This is a genomic window from Paenibacillus albicereus (assembly GCF_012676905.1).
Taxonomy (GTDB): domain Bacteria; phylum Bacillota; class Bacilli; order Paenibacillales; family Paenibacillaceae; genus Paenibacillus_O; species Paenibacillus_O albicereus.
Genome location: NZ_CP051428.1, coordinates 4,868,572 through 4,883,516, shown reverse-complemented (window position 1 = coordinate 4,883,516; position 14,945 = coordinate 4,868,572). Strand labels below are relative to the sequence as shown.

10 protein-coding genes and 2 pseudogenes are annotated in these 14,945 nt (G+C 67.8%); 6 read left to right on the top strand and 6 right to left on the bottom strand.

The genetic code is table 11. The annotated features are described in order from the left end of the window. Positions 1–50: 50 nt before the first annotated feature. A complete protein-coding gene (locus HGI30_RS21800) occupies positions 51–716 on the bottom strand; it encodes a TetR/AcrR family transcriptional regulator (protein WP_168909427.1) in 666 nt (221 codons plus the stop codon). A 158-nt stretch (positions 717–874) separates the two neighbouring features. Here HGI30_RS21800 and HGI30_RS21795 point away from each other — a divergent pair, with 158 nt between their 5' ends. Next, entirely contained in the window at positions 875–3,145 is a 2,271-nt protein-coding gene (locus HGI30_RS21795; protein ID WP_168909426.1) for an MMPL family transporter, read from the top strand. A gap of 1,036 nt (positions 3,146–4,181) precedes the next feature. Here the strand turns inward: HGI30_RS21795 and HGI30_RS21790 are convergent. Together HGI30_RS21790 and HGI30_RS21785 are read right to left on the bottom strand one after the other, a co-directional pair. Next, positions 4,182–5,492, bottom strand: coding sequence for a deoxyguanosinetriphosphate triphosphohydrolase family protein (locus HGI30_RS21790; protein WP_168909425.1), 1,311 nt, complete (start codon positions 5,490–5,492; stop codon positions 4,182–4,184). 275 nt (positions 5,493–5,767) lie between these two features. Further along, positions 5,768–6,721: an L-lactate dehydrogenase gene (locus HGI30_RS21785; protein WP_168909424.1), complete on the bottom strand. Its 954-nt coding sequence runs from the start codon at positions 6,719–6,721 to the stop codon at positions 5,768–5,770. Positions 6,722–7,147: 426 nt separating this feature from the next. Between HGI30_RS21785 and HGI30_RS21780 the strand changes: the two genes are divergently transcribed. The 5 genes from HGI30_RS21780 to ptsP are packed head-to-tail and all read left to right on the top strand — an operon-like array spanning position 7,148 to position 12,273. Continuing rightward, positions 7,148–8,059, top strand: coding sequence for a BglG family transcription antiterminator (locus tag HGI30_RS21780; protein WP_168909423.1), 912 nt, complete (start codon positions 7,148–7,150; stop codon positions 8,057–8,059). Positions 8,060–8,072: 13 nt separating this feature from the next. After that, positions 8,073–8,567, top strand: coding sequence for a PTS sugar transporter subunit IIA (locus HGI30_RS21775; protein WP_168909422.1), 495 nt, complete (start codon positions 8,073–8,075; stop codon positions 8,565–8,567). 28 nt (positions 8,568–8,595) lie between these two features. Continuing rightward, positions 8,596–10,065, top strand: coding sequence for an N-acetylglucosamine-specific PTS transporter subunit IIBC (nagE, locus tag HGI30_RS21770; protein WP_168909421.1), 1,470 nt, complete (start codon positions 8,596–8,598; stop codon positions 10,063–10,065). 40 nt (positions 10,066–10,105) lie between these two features. After that, positions 10,106–10,366, top strand: a complete 261-nt coding sequence (locus HGI30_RS21765; RefSeq protein WP_235680241.1) for an HPr family phosphocarrier protein — start codon at positions 10,106–10,108, stop codon at positions 10,364–10,366. 8 nt (positions 10,367–10,374) lie between these two features. Continuing rightward, the gene (ptsP, locus tag HGI30_RS21760; protein ID WP_168909420.1) at positions 10,375–12,273 is read left to right on the top strand and encodes a phosphoenolpyruvate--protein phosphotransferase; all 1,899 of its coding nucleotides are present in this window, start codon (positions 10,375–10,377) and stop codon (positions 12,271–12,273) included. Positions 12,274–12,630: 357 nt separating this feature from the next. On the opposite strand, the pseudogene HGI30_RS23395 reads toward ptsP, so the two are convergent. From HGI30_RS23395 to rpiA, 3 genes and pseudogenes are all read right to left on the bottom strand, one after another. Next, a pseudogene (locus tag HGI30_RS23395) lies at positions 12,631–13,002 on the bottom strand (glycosyltransferase); the annotation flags it as partial. Between the two features lie 594 nt (positions 13,003–13,596). Continuing rightward, a pseudogene (locus HGI30_RS23715) lies at positions 13,597–14,163 on the bottom strand (glycosyltransferase); the annotation flags it as partial. 3 nt (positions 14,164–14,166) lie between these two features. Beyond that, a complete protein-coding gene (gene rpiA / locus HGI30_RS21750) occupies positions 14,167–14,853 on the bottom strand; it encodes a ribose 5-phosphate isomerase A (protein WP_168909419.1) in 687 nt (228 codons plus the stop codon). Positions 14,854–14,945: the final 92 nt, after the last annotated feature.

Genomic DNA, 14,945 nt, shown 5'->3' with positions numbered 1-14,945 from the left:
CTTCGGCTGGGGCTTCAGGAATCAATCCGTTCATCGTGGGCGCCCTGCCGCTAGCCGACTCCGGTCCAGAACATGTCCATGATCTGGGCGGCCAAGTCTGCCGGCGAGGCAGAGATGCTCTTGGCGGCCTGGCGATTGCCGATCATGAGCAAGGCCGTGTAGGAGTGGGCCATGAGCATCGGATTTCCTTGTCGGATCTCTCCGACCGCGATCGCTTGGCCGAAATGGACGGCAAGCAAATCGTGCAGCTCCTGCTCGGCATCCCGAATGGCCGTCCGCTGCTCCTCGTCGAGATAATGCGACGCCTCGCGCATGAGCGCCTCGAACTCGATGTGCTGAATCCGCGCCAGCCGCCGCTCGGCGACCTCCAGGAGGCGCAGGCGCAAGCTCTTGCCCTGCTGGTCCAGCACGCGCAGCGTTCCGGCGAAGGCGAGCTGCAGCATGCGGATGACGGCCGCCGTGAACAGCGCCGGCTTGCCCTCGAAATGATAATAGACGGAAGCCTTCGTCACGCCGCAGCGCTCGGCGATGCCGCTCAGCGAGACCGCTTCATAGCCCTGCTCCATGAACAGGACGGAAGCGGTCTTCAGGATTTCGTCCCGCACCGGCATGCGGTCCTCGCGGCGGGGACGTCCGGGGGAGCGGCGCTTCGGCTCCTGCCGCCCGTCGCCGGGACGGCCGGCTCCGCCAGGCGCGGAATCATGGGGATGGGGCATGGGCTCGTCCTCCTTCTCGTCTGTTGAATATTAACCACTCGGTATATATAATGAACTCAGTTGGCTTGGGTGGATCGGCTTCTTGTGCTCGATATGATATTTTACCATGAATGCGGCTGAAATGGATGAAGGGAAGCCGTGCGAGGGAGAGATGGAAGATGGCAAGGTCCGGATCGTGGATGGCTTGGACGACGACCCGCAGGGGGCGCTGGATGACGCTGGCGGCATGGGTGGCGGCGGCCGCGCTGCTCATGCTGCTGCTGCCGGGAGTACGGTCGCAGGCGGATGACAACGCGCCCAACTTCAGCGACGACAAGCCTTCGGTGCAGGCCGAGAGGCTGCTCGCCGAGCAATTCCGCACGGAGGAAGGAACGCCGGCGCTCGTCGTGTGGCACCGCGAGGGCGGACTGTCGCCGGACGATCTGAAGGCGGTCGCGGCCGTCTCGGCCGACGTGGCCGCCTCGCCGCTGCCGGGGCAGCGCTCGGCGCTGCCTCTGCATGAGCTGCCGCCGCCGGCGCTGGCGGCGCAGCTGTCGGAGGACGGCAGCACGCTCGTGTGGCCGGTGGTGTTCCAGCCGGGCGCGCCGACGGATGAGATCAAGCAAGGCCTGGAGCAGCTGAAGGAGCGGACCGAGCAGCTCGCCGGCACCCCGGCGTTCGAGGCGGACACTGCGGGCGGGGCGGAGCTGAGCGCCCGCGTCACCGGCCCGGCCGGCATCTCCGTCGACGCGACCGAGCTGTTCGGCAGCGCGGACGTGTCGCTCATGATCGCCACGGTCGTGCTCGTGCTCGTCTTCCTGCTCGCGATCTACCGCTCGCCGGTGCTGGCGCTCATCCCGCTCGTGGCGGTCGGCTTCGCTTACGCCGTCACCGATCCGCTGCTCGGCTACATGGCGTCCCAGGGCTGGATCGACGTCGACTCTCAGGCGGTGGCGATCATGACGGTGCTGCTGTTCGGGGCGGGCACCGATTACTGCCTGTTCCTCGTCAGCCGCTACCGCGAGCTGCTGGCGGAGGAGCGCAGTCCGGCGGCCGCGCTGCGCGCGGCGCTGACGAGCTCCGGCGGCGCGATCGCGATGAGCGGCCTGACGGTCGTCATCGCGCTGCTGACGCTGCTGCTCGCGCAGTACGGCGTCGTCAAGCGCTTCGCCGTGCCGTTCAGCCTGTCGATCCTCGTGATGGCGCTGTCGAGCCTGACGCTGCTGCCGGCGCTGCTCTCGATCTTCGGCCGCGGCTCGTTCTGGCCGTTCGTGCCGCGCACGCCGGAGATGGCCGAGGAGCGGGCGCGCCGCAAGGGCAAGCCCGCTCCGAAGCGGACCGGGCGCAATGGGCCGGGCTTCACCGGCCGCCTCGTCGTCCGCCGTCCGTGGACGGTCGCGCTCGTCTCGATCGCGCTGCTCGGGGCGCTCGCCTCGCTCAGCACGCAGGTGAAGTTCACGTTCGACATCCTGTCTTCGTTCCCGGAGGAGATGGAGTCGCGCCAAGGCTTCGCCTTGATCGGGGACAATTTCACGGAAGGCGCGCTCGCTCCGGTGACGGTCATGGCGCAAGCCGGAGACGAGGGGATGCCGCCGGTCGCCGACAAGCTGCAGGCGCTCGGCACGGTCGCCAAGGTCTCCGAGCCGACGGAAGCCTCCTCGCAGCCGGGCCTGCGCGCCTGGAAGGTCGAGCTCGCGGTGAACCCGTACTCGCAGGAGGCGATGGACGCGCTGCCCGGCATCCGCCAGGCGGCGGAGCAGGCGATCGGCGGCGCGGATGCTTCGGACCGCGTCTGGCTGGCTGGCCAGACCGCCGTCCAATATGACACGCGCGAGGCCGAGGCGGTCGACCAGCGGGTCATCATCCCCGTCGTCGTCGCCCTCATCGCCGCGCTGCTGCTGATCTACCTGCGCTCGGTGACGGCGATGGTCTATCTGATCGGCACCGTTATCCTGTCGTACTTCGCCGCGCTCGGCCTCGGCTGGCTCGTGCTGCACGAGCTCATGGGCGTCGACGCGATCCAGGGATCGATCCCGCTGTACGCCTTCGTGTTCCTCGTCGCGCTGGGCGAGGACTACAACATCTTCATGGTGTCGAGCATCTGGAAGAAGCGGCGGCGGATGCCGCTCAAGCAGGCGATCGCCGAAGGCGTGAGCGAGACCGGCCCGGTCATCACCTCGGCCGGCCTCATCCTGGCGGGCACGTTCGCCGTGCTGGCGACGCTGCCGATCCAGGTGCTGCTGCAGTTCGGCCTCATCACCGCGCTCGGCGTGCTGCTCGACACGTTCATCGTGCGGCCGTACCTCGTGCCGGCGCTCACCGCGCTGCTCGGCCGCCGCGCCTTCTGGCCCGGCGAGCTGTCGCGCGTGCCGGAGGAGGAAGTTCCGGCAGGCGGCGCGGGCGCGGGCGTGGCTTCAGCCGGCCGTTCCGCCGCGCCGGAGCGCGGCTGACTCGTCGCTGAAGCGCGACTGACTCGTCGCTGAAGCGCGACTGACTCGTCGCTGAAGCGCGACGGGCCCGCTGCGGCCGCTGCTGAGTCGGCACGGGTCTACGGCCGGTTCAGTTGCTGGTGCTGGCCGTATCTTTTCGCCTACCCGCTCGGGAGTCACCGAGCGGGGTTTTTATCGTTGCAACAGGATGCCGCCCATTGCCAATTCGACGCCAGCAGCGGCCGGCCGCTCCTTGAAATTTTATGGATGAATGGGGCGTGAAACATGTGCGCTCGAGGGAAGTTGCGCGGAAAAACCGAGCAACTCGGCACGAAGAGGCGATCCAGCGGGGGAGTTGCGCGGAAAAACCGAGCAGCTCGGCACGAAGAGGCGATCCAGCGGGGGAGTTGCGCGGAAAAACCGAGCAGCTCGGTACGAAGAGGCGATCCAGCGGGGGAGTTGCGCGGAAAAACCGAGCAGCTCGGTACGAAGAGACGATCCAGCAGGGAGTTGCGCGGAAAAACCGAGCAGCTCGGCACGAAGAGGCGATCCAGCGGGGGAGTTGCGCGGAAAAACCGAGCAACTCGGCATGAAGAGGCGATCCAGCAGGGGATTGCGCGGAAAAACCGAGCAACTCGGCACGAAGAGGCGATCCAGCAGGGGATTGCGCGGAAAAACCGAGTAACTCGGCACGAAGAGGCGATCCAGCGGGGGAGTTGCGCGGAAAAACCGAGCAGCTCGGCACGAAGAGGCGATCCAGCAGGGGATTGCGCGGAAAAACGGAGCAACTCGGCACGAAGAGGCGATTCAGCAGGGGATTGCGCGGAAAAACCGAGCAGCTCGGCATGAAGAGGCGATCCAGCAGGGAGTTGCGCGGAAAAACCGAGCAGCTCGGGGAGGGCGTGTGCAGCCAGCAGCGAACAGACGCAACCCAACTCCGGCCTGCGAAACGGACGAGAACGCCGAAAAAGTCGGCTATCTCGCGGCGCCGGCCCGCGAAACGGACGAGAACGCCGAAGAAATCGGCTATCTCGCCCTGCTCGCGTCCGTCACGCTGCTAGTCCATCTCATAGATCGAACCCGACTTGCTCGCGAACAGCTCGGCGTAGACCTTTTCCGCATAGGCGTCGGTCATGCCGGCGATGTAGTCGGCGACGAAGCGCGGCCAGCTCCACTTGGCGCTGTGGCGCTCGTAGTTCTGCAGCCAGTCGGAGGGGATGATGAGCCGGCCGGTCTCCGGCTGGATGAAGCTGTCCCACAGCCGCTGGATCATGATCTCGCTGCGCATCTGCAGCCGCTGGACGCGGAAGTCCTTGATGAGCGTCACCCAGGCGAGCTTTTTCAAAATCTCCATCGTCCGCAGCAGCTCGTAGTCGCACGCTCCGTCCCGCACGAACGTAACGCGCTTCCAGCCGCCCTCGTCGATGATGCCGATCCGCCCGGCGAACGTGCTCACCCAGCGCGCCTTGATCTCCCGCCGCGTCCGGGACGACTCGCGGCCGCAGGCGAGGTAGATCGCCTCCCACTGGCCGATGAAGGCGTCCAGCACGCGCCGCACCATCACGGGGATGTCCACTTCCTCCCAGTGGAAGTCCTGGTTGCCCTCGTCGTCGACGATCTCCTGGACGAGATGCGTCTGCAGGAACTCGCTCTCGAAGAAGCTGCGGTTCATGTCGATCTTGCCCGCGCGGATGCCGTCCTCGATGTCATGCGTGGAGTAGGCGATGTCGTCGCACAGGTCCATCAGCTGCGTCTCCAGCGTGCGCGCGCCGTCCGGCATCTGCCAGCGCTCGCGCAGCTCGCGGATGACCTCCCACTCCGGCGCGTAGGCGCCCTTGATGCGGCCCGGCTCGTCGAGGTTGTACGGGTACTTGTTGATGGCGAGCAGGACGGCGGCGGTCAGGTCGAGCCCGCTGCCGCTGCCGGCGCGCTTCTCGAGGAACATGAGGATGCGGAAGTTCTGGGCATTGCCCTCGTACTTCATGCCGAATTGCTCCTGCAGGAGCCGGTTCAGCACCTCTTCGCCCCGATGGCCGAAGGGAGGATGGCCTAGGTCATGCGCGAGCGCCGCGCATTCCACGACGGCCGGATCGACGACCAGTCCCGGATGCTCGCCCTGCTCGACGAACGGATAGTGCTTGGCCAAGCGCCGCGCCGCCTCGCGGGCGATCTGCGACACCTCGAGGGAATGCGTCAGCCGCGTGCGGTAGTAGTCGCCGGAACCGGCGCCGAACACCTGCGACTTGCCTTGCAGCCGGCGGAACGCCGGCGATTGGATGAGCCGCGCGTAGTCGCGCTCGTATTCTTCCCGTTCCTCGCTGAAGGTGCCGAGGGCCGGTTCGTCGAGTCTTCTATGCCGAATGTCCATCTGTTGCCGCGTCCCCCTTGGCGTGCCGAGTATTTTGCAAATTGTAGCATGAAGCGCGGGCGCTCCGGTAGAGGAAGCTGTCCCGCAGAACAAGCGCCCTGCGGAAGCGGAGCCATGCCAGCGGCGGCCCGGCGGCCTGCGTAATGATGCCTGCTCCGCCAGCGGTGCAGGCTCGGCCTGCGTGATGATGCCTGCTCCGCCAGTGGAGCAGGCTCGGCCTCGTGATGCCTGTTCCGCCAGCAGAGCAGGCTGGGCTCCACGATGGCCGCCCTGCCTTACAGCGCCGGCAGCTTCGCCATCGTCTGCCGCACGATCGCGCAGGAGCGCTCGAACAGCTCCCGCTCCGCCTCGCTGAGCCGCAGCTCCAGCACCTCCTGGATGCCGCCGCGCGACAGGATGGCCGGCACGCCGATGCCGATGTCCCGCTGCCCGTACTCCCCGTCGAGAATGGCCGATACGGCCATGATGCGGTGGTCGTTGTTCAGGATCGAGCGCGCGATCGCGGTGAGCGCGGCGGCGATGCCGTAGTGGGTGGAGCCTTTGCCGAGGAGGATCTCCCAGCCTGCGTTGCGCGTGCGCAGCGCGATCTCGTCGAGGCTGAGGCTCCGGAACCGCTCGGGATGCTGGGCGAGGATGTCGCCGAGCGGCTTGCCGCCGACCGTCACATGCGACCAGACGGGGAACTGAGACTCCCCGTGCTCGCCCATGACGTAGCCGTGCACGCTGCGCGGGTCGACCGGCAGATGCTCGGAGAGCAGCGTCTTCAGCCGGGCGGTGTCGATCGAGGTGCCGCTGCCGATGACGCGCTCGCGGGGCAGCCCTGACAGCTTCCAGACGAGATGGGTGACGATGTCGACCGGATTGGCGGCGACGAGGAAGATGCCGTCGAAGCCGGTCTGCATGAGGCGGCCGATCATGTCCTTGTACAGCTCGTAGGAGGAGTCGAGCAGGTCGAGCCGCGTGCGGCCGTCGCCCGGATTCTCCCCCGCGCACAGGAGGATGAGGTCCATGTCGCAGCATTCGTCCAGCGCGCCGGCCCGCACCTTCGTGCGGGAGTGGCTGAAGTCGACGCAGTGGGACAGGTCGAGCGCCTGCGCCTGCGTGCGCTTCTCGCTGCGGCCGACGAGCAGGATCTCGTCGCATACCGATTGGTTCAGCATGGCGTAGGCGCAGCTCGCCCCGACCTGTCCGGCACCGATGATGGCGGCCTTGCGCAGTTTCCCCGTCATGTCCATCCGCTCCTTCGCGCGGCTTCGAAGCCTGGCTCCGATTCGCCGGTATGGAACAAAATATGCCGGATGCGTTGTCCATTGTCAATCAAATGTAAGCATAGATTACATCGAGTTTGAGAGCGGCGCCGGATGGCTCAACTTACCGTTGACGGAAGCGCTTTAGATGCGCTATAGTTTGTCCCGTGACGTTTTTCCCGTGGCCCCGAAATCCCGGGCAGGGAGGAGTGATCCACAAAACCCAATAGGCCCGTTACCAGGCGTGTTACTATTCAATTAGGCATGAGCCAAGGAAAGCGGCGCGAAGTTGATGCGGAAGATTCCCTGCCAAGGGGAGGCTTCGGCTTGATTTCGCCCGCTGCCCTTGGTTTTTTTGCGTTTCCGGGGAATGGTAAGGGCAGCAGGCAGGGGGAAGGAGGAGGTCCGATGAGCGAAAGCGACCGGTACCGGATCGAGCGTCCGGTCGGCAGCAACGTCATCTTGGCGGTAAGCGAGGCCGGGGGCCGGGAGGTCGTGCTGTTCGGCAAAGGCATCGGCTTCGGGGCGAAGGCCGGCGACGGCATCGCCAAGGACGACCCGCGCATCGAGAAGCGCTATCGGCTGGACGACGAGGAGGCCGCGGAGCGCTATCGGACGCTGCTCGAGGAGATCGAGCCGCAGACGCTCGCGATCGCCGAGCGGATCGTCGAGCGCATCCGCCGCGACATGGGCATCCCGGTCCATCCGAACGTCTACTTCGCCTTGCCGAGCCATATCCAGTTCGCGGTGTATCGGCTCAAGCGGGGCATGGACATCCACAATCCGTTCCTGGAGGAGACCAAGCTCGCGCTGCCTCAGGAGTACCAGATCGCCGAGGAGGCGGCCCGCATGGTGGAGGAGGCGTTCGGCGTCTCGCTCCCCGAGGAGGAGGTCGGCTTCCTGACGTTCCACGTGCACTCTGCCGCCGGCGAGCTGTCCGCAGGCCAGCTGGCCCGGCGCACGCGCCTCGTCGCCGACATGATCGACGTCATCGAGCGGGAGGGCGGCCTCGCCATCCCCCGCTCCGGCAGCGACTACGCCCGGCTCGTCATGCACCTCCATCATGCGGTGGACCGGTTGGCCGAGGGGCGGAGCGCGACCCATCCGTTCGCCGAGGAGATCGCCGGCAAGTATCCCGAGGTGCACCGGATCGCCGCCGCCGCGGCGGAAAAGATGAAGACCGAGCTTGAACTGCCGGTCAGCAACCATGAAATCGGCTTCCTGGCGATGCATGTGCATCGGTTGCTGGAAGCCTGCGCGGGGAAGGGCGGCGGGAGCGCCGCACCGGCCTCGCCTCGCTCGGAAAATCGACCACGATAAGGAGAGATCGATCATGTTCAAGAAGCTTTTCGGAAGCGGCAAGAAGCAGGTAGAGGTGCTGGCACCGATGACGGGGAGGCTCGCTCCGCTGGCGGACGTGCCGGACGAGGCGTTCGCGCAGGGACTGATGGGGCCAGGAGCGGCAATCGAGCCGTCGGAGGGCGTCGCGGTCGCTCCGTTCGACGGCACGGTCGCGCATCTGATCGATACGCATCACGCCGTCATCGTCGAGCATGAGTCCGGCCTGCAGCTGCTCATCCATATCGGCATCAATACGGTGGCGATGAAAGGCGCGGGCTTCAAGGCGCTCGTCCAGACCGGCGACGCCGTCAAGGCCGGGCAGCCGCTGATCGAGTTCGACCTCGAGGCGATCCGCGCGGCGGGCCATCCGGCGATCTCGCCGGTCATCGTCGCCGAAGAGGACGCGGCGGAGAAGGTCGACATCACGCCCGGCGCCGTGCGCGCAGGCGAAGCCGGCAAGTACGCCGTGACGCTCAAGCAGGCGTAACGACTCAAAACGTAAAGGAGAACACGATATGCTCGCATTTCTGCAGAAAATCGGTAAATCGCTCATGCTGCCGGTCGCGGCGCTGCCGGCGGCGGCGATCCTGCTGCGCTTCGGCAACATCGACTACGTCAAGGACTTCGGCTGGGGCTCCGCCGGCGAATGGCTCAATACGTACATCGCTCCGTTCCTGGCCGCCGGCGGCAACGCCATCTTCGACAACCTGCCGATGATCTTCGCGGTCGGCGTCGCCATCGGCATGGCGGGCGACGCGGTCGCGACGCTCGCGGCGGTCATCGCCTACTTCGTGCTCACGAACGTGCTCAAGGCCGGTCCGGGCGTCTTCCCCGGCATCATCGGCAAAGACACGGTGCTGAACATGGGCGTGCTCGGCGGCATCCTGTCCGGCCTCGTGGCGGCGTACATGTACAACCGCTTCCATAAGATCAAGCTGCCGGACTGGCTCGGCTTCTTCGGCGGCAAACGCTTCGTGCCGATCGTGACGTCGGCGTCGATGATTCTCGTCGGCCTCGTCTGCGCGCTCGTGTGGGGACCGGTCCAGGGCTGGCTCGACGCGTTCGGCAACTGGGTCGTCAGCCTCGGCGGCGTCGGCGCGTTTATCTACATGGTCGCCAACCGGCTGCTGCTGCCGTTCGGCCTGCACCACATCATCAACAGCATCGCCTGGTTCCAGATCGGCTCGTTCACCGGCGAGGACGGCAAGCTCGTCACCGGCGACCTGCACCGCTTCTTCGCGGAGGACCCGACGGCGGGCATGTTCATGACCGGCTTCTTCCCGATCATGATGTTCGCGCTGCCGGCAGCGGCGTTCGCGATCATCCACACGGCGCGCCCCGAGCGGCGCAAGACGGTCGCCTCGATCTTCGTCGGCGCCGCCGTCGCCTCGTTCCTGACGGGCATCACGGAGCCGCTCGAATTCGCGTTCATGTTCGTCGCGCCGCTGCTGTATGTCGTGCATGCGATCCTCGCCGGCGTCAGCGGCTGGATCATGTACGAGCTGGACGTGAAGCTCGGCTTCGGCTTCTCGGCGGGCCTGCTCGACTACCTCATCAACTACCAGCTGTCGACGAACCCGCTCATGCTCATTCCGGTCGGCCTGGCGTTCGCGGCCGTGTACTACGTGCTGTTCCGCGTGCTCATCGTCAAGCTTAACCTGAAGACGCCGGGACGCGAGGACGAGGACCCGTCGGAGACGGGCACGAGCGCCAATCCGGACGACGTCGCCGGCAGCCAGGAGCTCGGCTCGAACGACAAGGCGTCGCAGGTGCTCGCCGCGCTGGGCGGCCCCGGCAACATCGAGAGCGTCGACGCGTGCATCACCCGGCTGCGGCTCGTCGTGAAGGACGACACGCAGGTGAAGGACGCGGAGCTCAAGAAGCTCGGCTCCTCCGGCGTCATCCGCCTGGGCAAGGGCGCGGTGCAGGCGATCTTCGGCACGTCGTCCGAGCAGCTCAAGGATGAGATCAAGAAGAAGCTGTAGGAAGAATTCCGGCTTTTCATTCGAGAGGAGAGATTCCATCATGGAAAAGACATTCATCATCGCCAACCCGACGGGTATCCATGCCCGTCCGGCGCGCAAGATCGTCGAGGCGGCCAAAGGCTTCGCCGGCGACGTGCATCTCGTCAAGGGCGAGACGCGCGGCAGCGCGAAAAGCCTCGTGAAGGTGCTGTCGATCGGCGCCAAGCAGGGCGACTCGATCACGGTAGCGGCCGAGGGCGACGGCGCGGAGGCCGTCGTCGACGCGATCGGCGCGGTGCTGAGCGCCGCCGAGGCGGAGTAGGGGCGGCGATGCGGACGATTCAAGGCATCGGCGCCGCTCCGGGCTACGCGATCGGCATCGCGAAGCGTCTCGGGGCGGACGTCGCCGTCGCGGAGCGGCATGTCGCGGCGGAGGAGGCGGAGCGCGAGGCGACGCGGCTGGACGCCGCCGTCGCGCGGGCGGCTGCCGAGCTGGAAGCGCTGCGGGCGCGGATGGCCGCCGACGGCCGGGACAAGGAAGCCGAGATTTTCGAGGCGCATGCGCTGCTGCTCGAGGACGAGGAGCTCGTCGGCGTGGCCCGGGAGCTCGTCGCCCAGGAGCGGCTGGCCGCGGACGCCGCGCTGTGGCGCACGGCGGAGGAGGTCGCGGCGATCATCGCGGCGCTGGACGATCCGTACTTGCGCGAGCGCGCGGCGGACGTGCGGGACGTGAGCCGGCGCGTCATCCGGCTGCTGCAGGATGACGCGCCGGCAGGCGCCGGAGATGCCGTCGGAGCGGCAGAGGCGGAAGGCAGGGGAGCGGCGTCGGAGAAACCGATGTCTGAAACGGCTGCTTCCGAGCCAGGCGCGGCGGATGCAGAGGAAGACGCCCTGTCCCCGTCCGCAGATGCCCCGGCACGGGGTCGTTCCTCCCATGCCGGGACTGGAGCGAGCCTTCCGTACGTGCTGATCGCCGAGGACTTGACGCCGTCGGATACGGCGGCGCTCGATCCGGCGGAGGTGGCGGGCTTCGCCACGGCAGCGGGCGGCCGCACGTCGCACAGCGCGATCATCGCCCGCTCGGTCGGCGTCGCGGCGGCGGTCGGCGCGGGCGAGGCGCTGGCGGACATCCGCGACGGGCAGACCGTCGTCGTCGATGGGTTCAGCGGCGAGATCGTGATGAATCCTTCACCAGAGCAGCTTGAGCGGTACCGGGCGCTGCAGGAGCGGCATCGCCGCGCGCTCGCGGAGAACGAGGCGTACCGCGGCCGGCCGTCGGTGACGGCGGACGGCGCGGCGGTCGAGCTCGCCGCCAACATCGGATCGGCCGAGGATGCCCAGCAGGCGCGCCGCCACGACGCCGAGGGTGTCGGGCTGTTCCGCACGGAGTTCCTGTACATGGGCCGGAGCTCGCTGCCGAGCGAGGACGAGCAGTACGGCGCCTACCGCGCCGCGGCGGAGGCGATGGGGTCGGATCGCCCTGTCGTCATCCGCACGATGGACATCGGCGGCGACAAGGAGCTGCCGCTGCTGGAGCTGCCCCGCGAGGACAATCCGTTCCTCGGCTATCGGGCGCTGCGTATCAGCCTCGACCGGCCGGAGCTGTTCAAGACGCAGCTGCGGGCGATCTTGCGGGCGGGAGCGCACGGGAACGTCAAGGTCATGTTCCCGATGGTCGCGACGATCGGCGAGTGGCGGCGCGCCAAGGCGCTGCTGGACGAGGCGCGCGCGGAGCTGCTCGCCGAGGGGCGGGAGCTCGGCGGCCCGATGGAGGCCGGCATCATGATCGAGATTCCCGCCGCGGCCATGATGGCCGACCGGCTGGCGCGCGAGGTCGACTTCTTCAGCATCGGCACGAACGACCTCGTGCAGTACGCGATGGCGGCGGACCGGATGCATCCGAAGCTCGGCGCGCTTGGCGATCCGCTGCACCCGCCGGTGCTGCGGCTCATCGACCGCGTCATCCGCGCCGCCCACGCCGAAGGCAAATGGGTCGGCATGTGCGGCGAGATGGCCGGGCAGCCGCTGGCGGTGCCGCTGCTGCTCGGCATGGGGCTGGACGAGTTCAGCATGAGCTCGTCCGCCATCCTCGGCACGCGGGCGCTGCTCTCGCGCCTGAGCCGCACCGAGCTGGCGGGGCTGGCCGCCGCTGCGCTCGACCTGGACAGCGCGGACGAGGTGCGCGCGCTGGTCGCCGCGCGCGTGCCGGAGGCGGCCGCGCGCGCCTAGAGCGCAGCTCTGCCTGATGGCCACCCCTCGTCGGTACAAGGTGCTCGCTCTCCGCCAGCCAAGGCATTTCGACTCCCTCGTCGCGATCCGATGCGCTGCGCATCGAGCCGGCCATGAATCGATCGGCTCCCTTGTCGTGCCCGCCGGCAGTCATGCCGCAGCTAGCACGCTCCAAAAAGGCATCTCCCACGTCGACTCGACGCGAGAGATGCCTTTTTGATGTTGATTCCCTATGCGCTGCCGACGTCGTCCGCGTGCGGGCGTCCTCGAACGCTTGCAAAATCCGGCTGCAGGCAGAAGAAACGCCCTCCCCAGCCGTTGCGGCCCGAAAAACCGGACTGCTGCCGGGACCGCTAGCTATCCCCGGCCTTCCGCCGCCTCGCGGATCAGCCGATGCAGCAGCGGAAGCGGATCGGCCGGAGCGGCCTCCGCCATGCGGGCGTCGAGCTCCGGGCCGCTGTCCGCGAGCGCGCGCAGCTCCTGCAGCAGCGTGACGGTGGAGAGCTTCTCCTCCGGCAGCACGCGCGCCAGCCCCGCCGCCTCGAACGAGGCGGCGTTGCGGATCTGGTCGCCGCGGCTCTGCGCGAGCGTCAGCGGCACGAGCAGCATCGGCTTGCGCAGCGCCAGCAGCTCGAAGATCGCGTTCGCGCCGGCTCGCGAGAGCACGGCATCGGCCATCGCGAGCACATCCGGCAGCTCTTCGGACAAGTACTCGAAGGAGCGGTAGCCGCCCATCGGCTCGATCAGCTTGTGGCCGGCCTCCTCTCCTTCGGGAGCGAGCGGCACGAGCCCGTCGGACCCGCCCGGGCCGCCCGCCGCTAGCCGCTCCGCAGCCGGGTCGACGGGCACGCCGCCGATGCGGACGAGCGGACCGCCCGGCTGAAGGCCAGCGTCCCGATGGCCGGCTGCCGATGCGGACGATCCAGACCCCGTCGGCGCAAGCGGTCTTTTCGCGGTGGCGTCCGTCCCGGATGGAGCCGAGCCGCCTGCCGCGCCTTCGGCGCCGCTGGCGCTATGCGGCGCTTGCTTGCCGCCATCCTCGACCGCCGCCGGGCTCGCCTGGCCTTTGCCGCGCAGATGCACGACCTGCCAGCGCGGCAGCAGCTCCGGCAGCGCCTCGCTTATCGCCTCGTTGAGCCGGCGCGAGCCGAGGCTGCCGCCCATGACGAGCAGCACGGGGCGGCTGCGGTCGAAGCCGCACAGCTGCCGGCCGCGCTCGGCGTCGCCTTGGTACAGCTCCGGCCGCACGAGCGGCCCGGCCTGCACGACCTTGGCGCCTTTGATATAGGCCGCCGTCTCCGGGAACGTCGTGCAGACGGCCGTCGCGCACGGGATCGCGATCCGGTTGGCGAGGCCCGGCGTCACGTCGGATTCGTGGATGATCGCCGGCACGCGGTTCAGCTTGGCCGCGAGCACGACCGGCACGCTGACGAAGCCGCCCTTGGAGAAGACGACGTCCGGCTTCAGCTTCCGGATGAGCGAGGCGGCCTGGAGCAGCCCTTTGCCGACGCGCAGCGCGTCGGTGACATTCTTGCGGTCCCAGTAGCGCCGCAGCTTGCCGGTGGAGACGCAATGGTACGTCACGCCCTCGATCGGCTCGATCAGGGAGCGCTCGATGCCGTCCCGCGAGCCGATATAATGCACGCTCCAGCCGTCCTCGAGCAGGCCGGGGATGAGCGCCAGATTGACGCTCACATGGCCCGTCGTGCCGCCGCCGGTGAGTACGATGCGCTTGCGCTTGACGCGGCTCGGCAAGGCGCGTCCTGCCGCCGCCGCCACCTTGACCTCGCGCTCGGCCGCCTCGCGTCCCGTGTCGGAGCCGCCGGCCGCATGCTTCGCCGTTCGGCTCTCCTGTCCCGTTTCTGCCGCTTGCTTCCAGTTCTCCTCCATGGGCTAGCTCCGTTCCCCGGCCTCGCGCCGCATGACGCGCACGCCCTCCGGTCCGGCGACGTAGGCGGCGTCGGCCATGCCGACGAACAGGCCGGTTTCCAGCACGCCGAGCAGTCCTTTGAGCTGGCGGTCGAGCGCGCCGGGGTCGTCGATCAGGCCGAAGTCGCAGTCGAGCACGTAATTGCCGTTGTCGGTCACGATCGGCTGTCCTTCCCGCTCGCGGCGCACGGCGCGGCAGCCGGCGGCTTCGACGCGCTTCGCGGTCGAGCGCCAGCCGTAAGCGGCGATCTCGACCGGCACGGTGAACGCGCCGAGCTTGCCGACGGCCTTGGACTCGTCGGCGACGATGACGAGTCGCTTGGATACGGCCGCCACCATCTTCTCGCGAAAATGAGCCGCTCCGCCGCCCTTGATGAGGTCAAGCCCTTGCGTAACCTCGTCCGCACCGTCGATCGTGACGTCGAGCGGCTCGAGCTCCGACAGCTCCGCGAGCGGAATGCCGAGCTCCAGCGCGAGCTTCTCGGTCGCCTCCGAGGTCGGCACGCCCGTGAAGCGCAAGCCCTCTTCCTTCATCCGCCGTCCCAGCTCCAGAATGGTGTAGTAGACGGTCGATCCCGTACCGAGCCCGACCTTCATCCCGCTCGCGACCGCTTCGGCCGCCTGGATGCCCGCCGCCTGCTTGAAGTTCATCGTTTCGTTTCCTCCCGCTTCCTTGATGTCGGTCCGCGCGGAAGCGAGCTTGCCGCGCGGCCATCGTCTCATTCGCACATTAGACGGTTCCG

Bases quoted from the DNA above. Each gene is read 5' to 3' on its own strand.
- HGI30_RS21800 (WP_168909427.1), bottom strand. From the start codon at position 716: ATGCCCCATCCCCATGATTCCGCGCCTGGCGGAGCCGGCCGTCCCGGC.
- HGI30_RS21795 (WP_168909426.1), top strand. From the start codon at position 875: ATGGCAAGGTCCGGATCGTGGATGGCTTGGACGACGACCCGCAGGGGG.
- HGI30_RS21790 (WP_168909425.1), bottom strand. From the start codon at position 5,492: ATGGACATTCGGCATAGAAGACTCGACGAACCGGCCCTCGGCACCTTC.
- HGI30_RS21785 (WP_168909424.1), bottom strand. From the start codon at position 6,721: ATGACGGGGAAACTGCGCAAGGCCGCCATCATCGGTGCCGGACAGGTC.
- HGI30_RS21780 (WP_168909423.1), top strand. From the start codon at position 7,148: ATGAGCGAAAGCGACCGGTACCGGATCGAGCGTCCGGTCGGCAGCAAC.
- HGI30_RS21775 (WP_168909422.1), top strand. From the start codon at position 8,073: ATGTTCAAGAAGCTTTTCGGAAGCGGCAAGAAGCAGGTAGAGGTGCTG.
- nagE (WP_168909421.1), top strand. From the start codon at position 8,596: ATGCTCGCATTTCTGCAGAAAATCGGTAAATCGCTCATGCTGCCGGTC.
- HGI30_RS21765 (WP_235680241.1), top strand. From the start codon at position 10,106: ATGGAAAAGACATTCATCATCGCCAACCCGACGGGTATCCATGCCCGT.
- ptsP (WP_168909420.1), top strand. From the start codon at position 10,375: ATGCGGACGATTCAAGGCATCGGCGCCGCTCCGGGCTACGCGATCGGC.
- rpiA (WP_168909419.1), bottom strand. From the start codon at position 14,853: ATGAACTTCAAGCAGGCGGCGGGCATCCAGGCGGCCGAAGCGGTCGCG.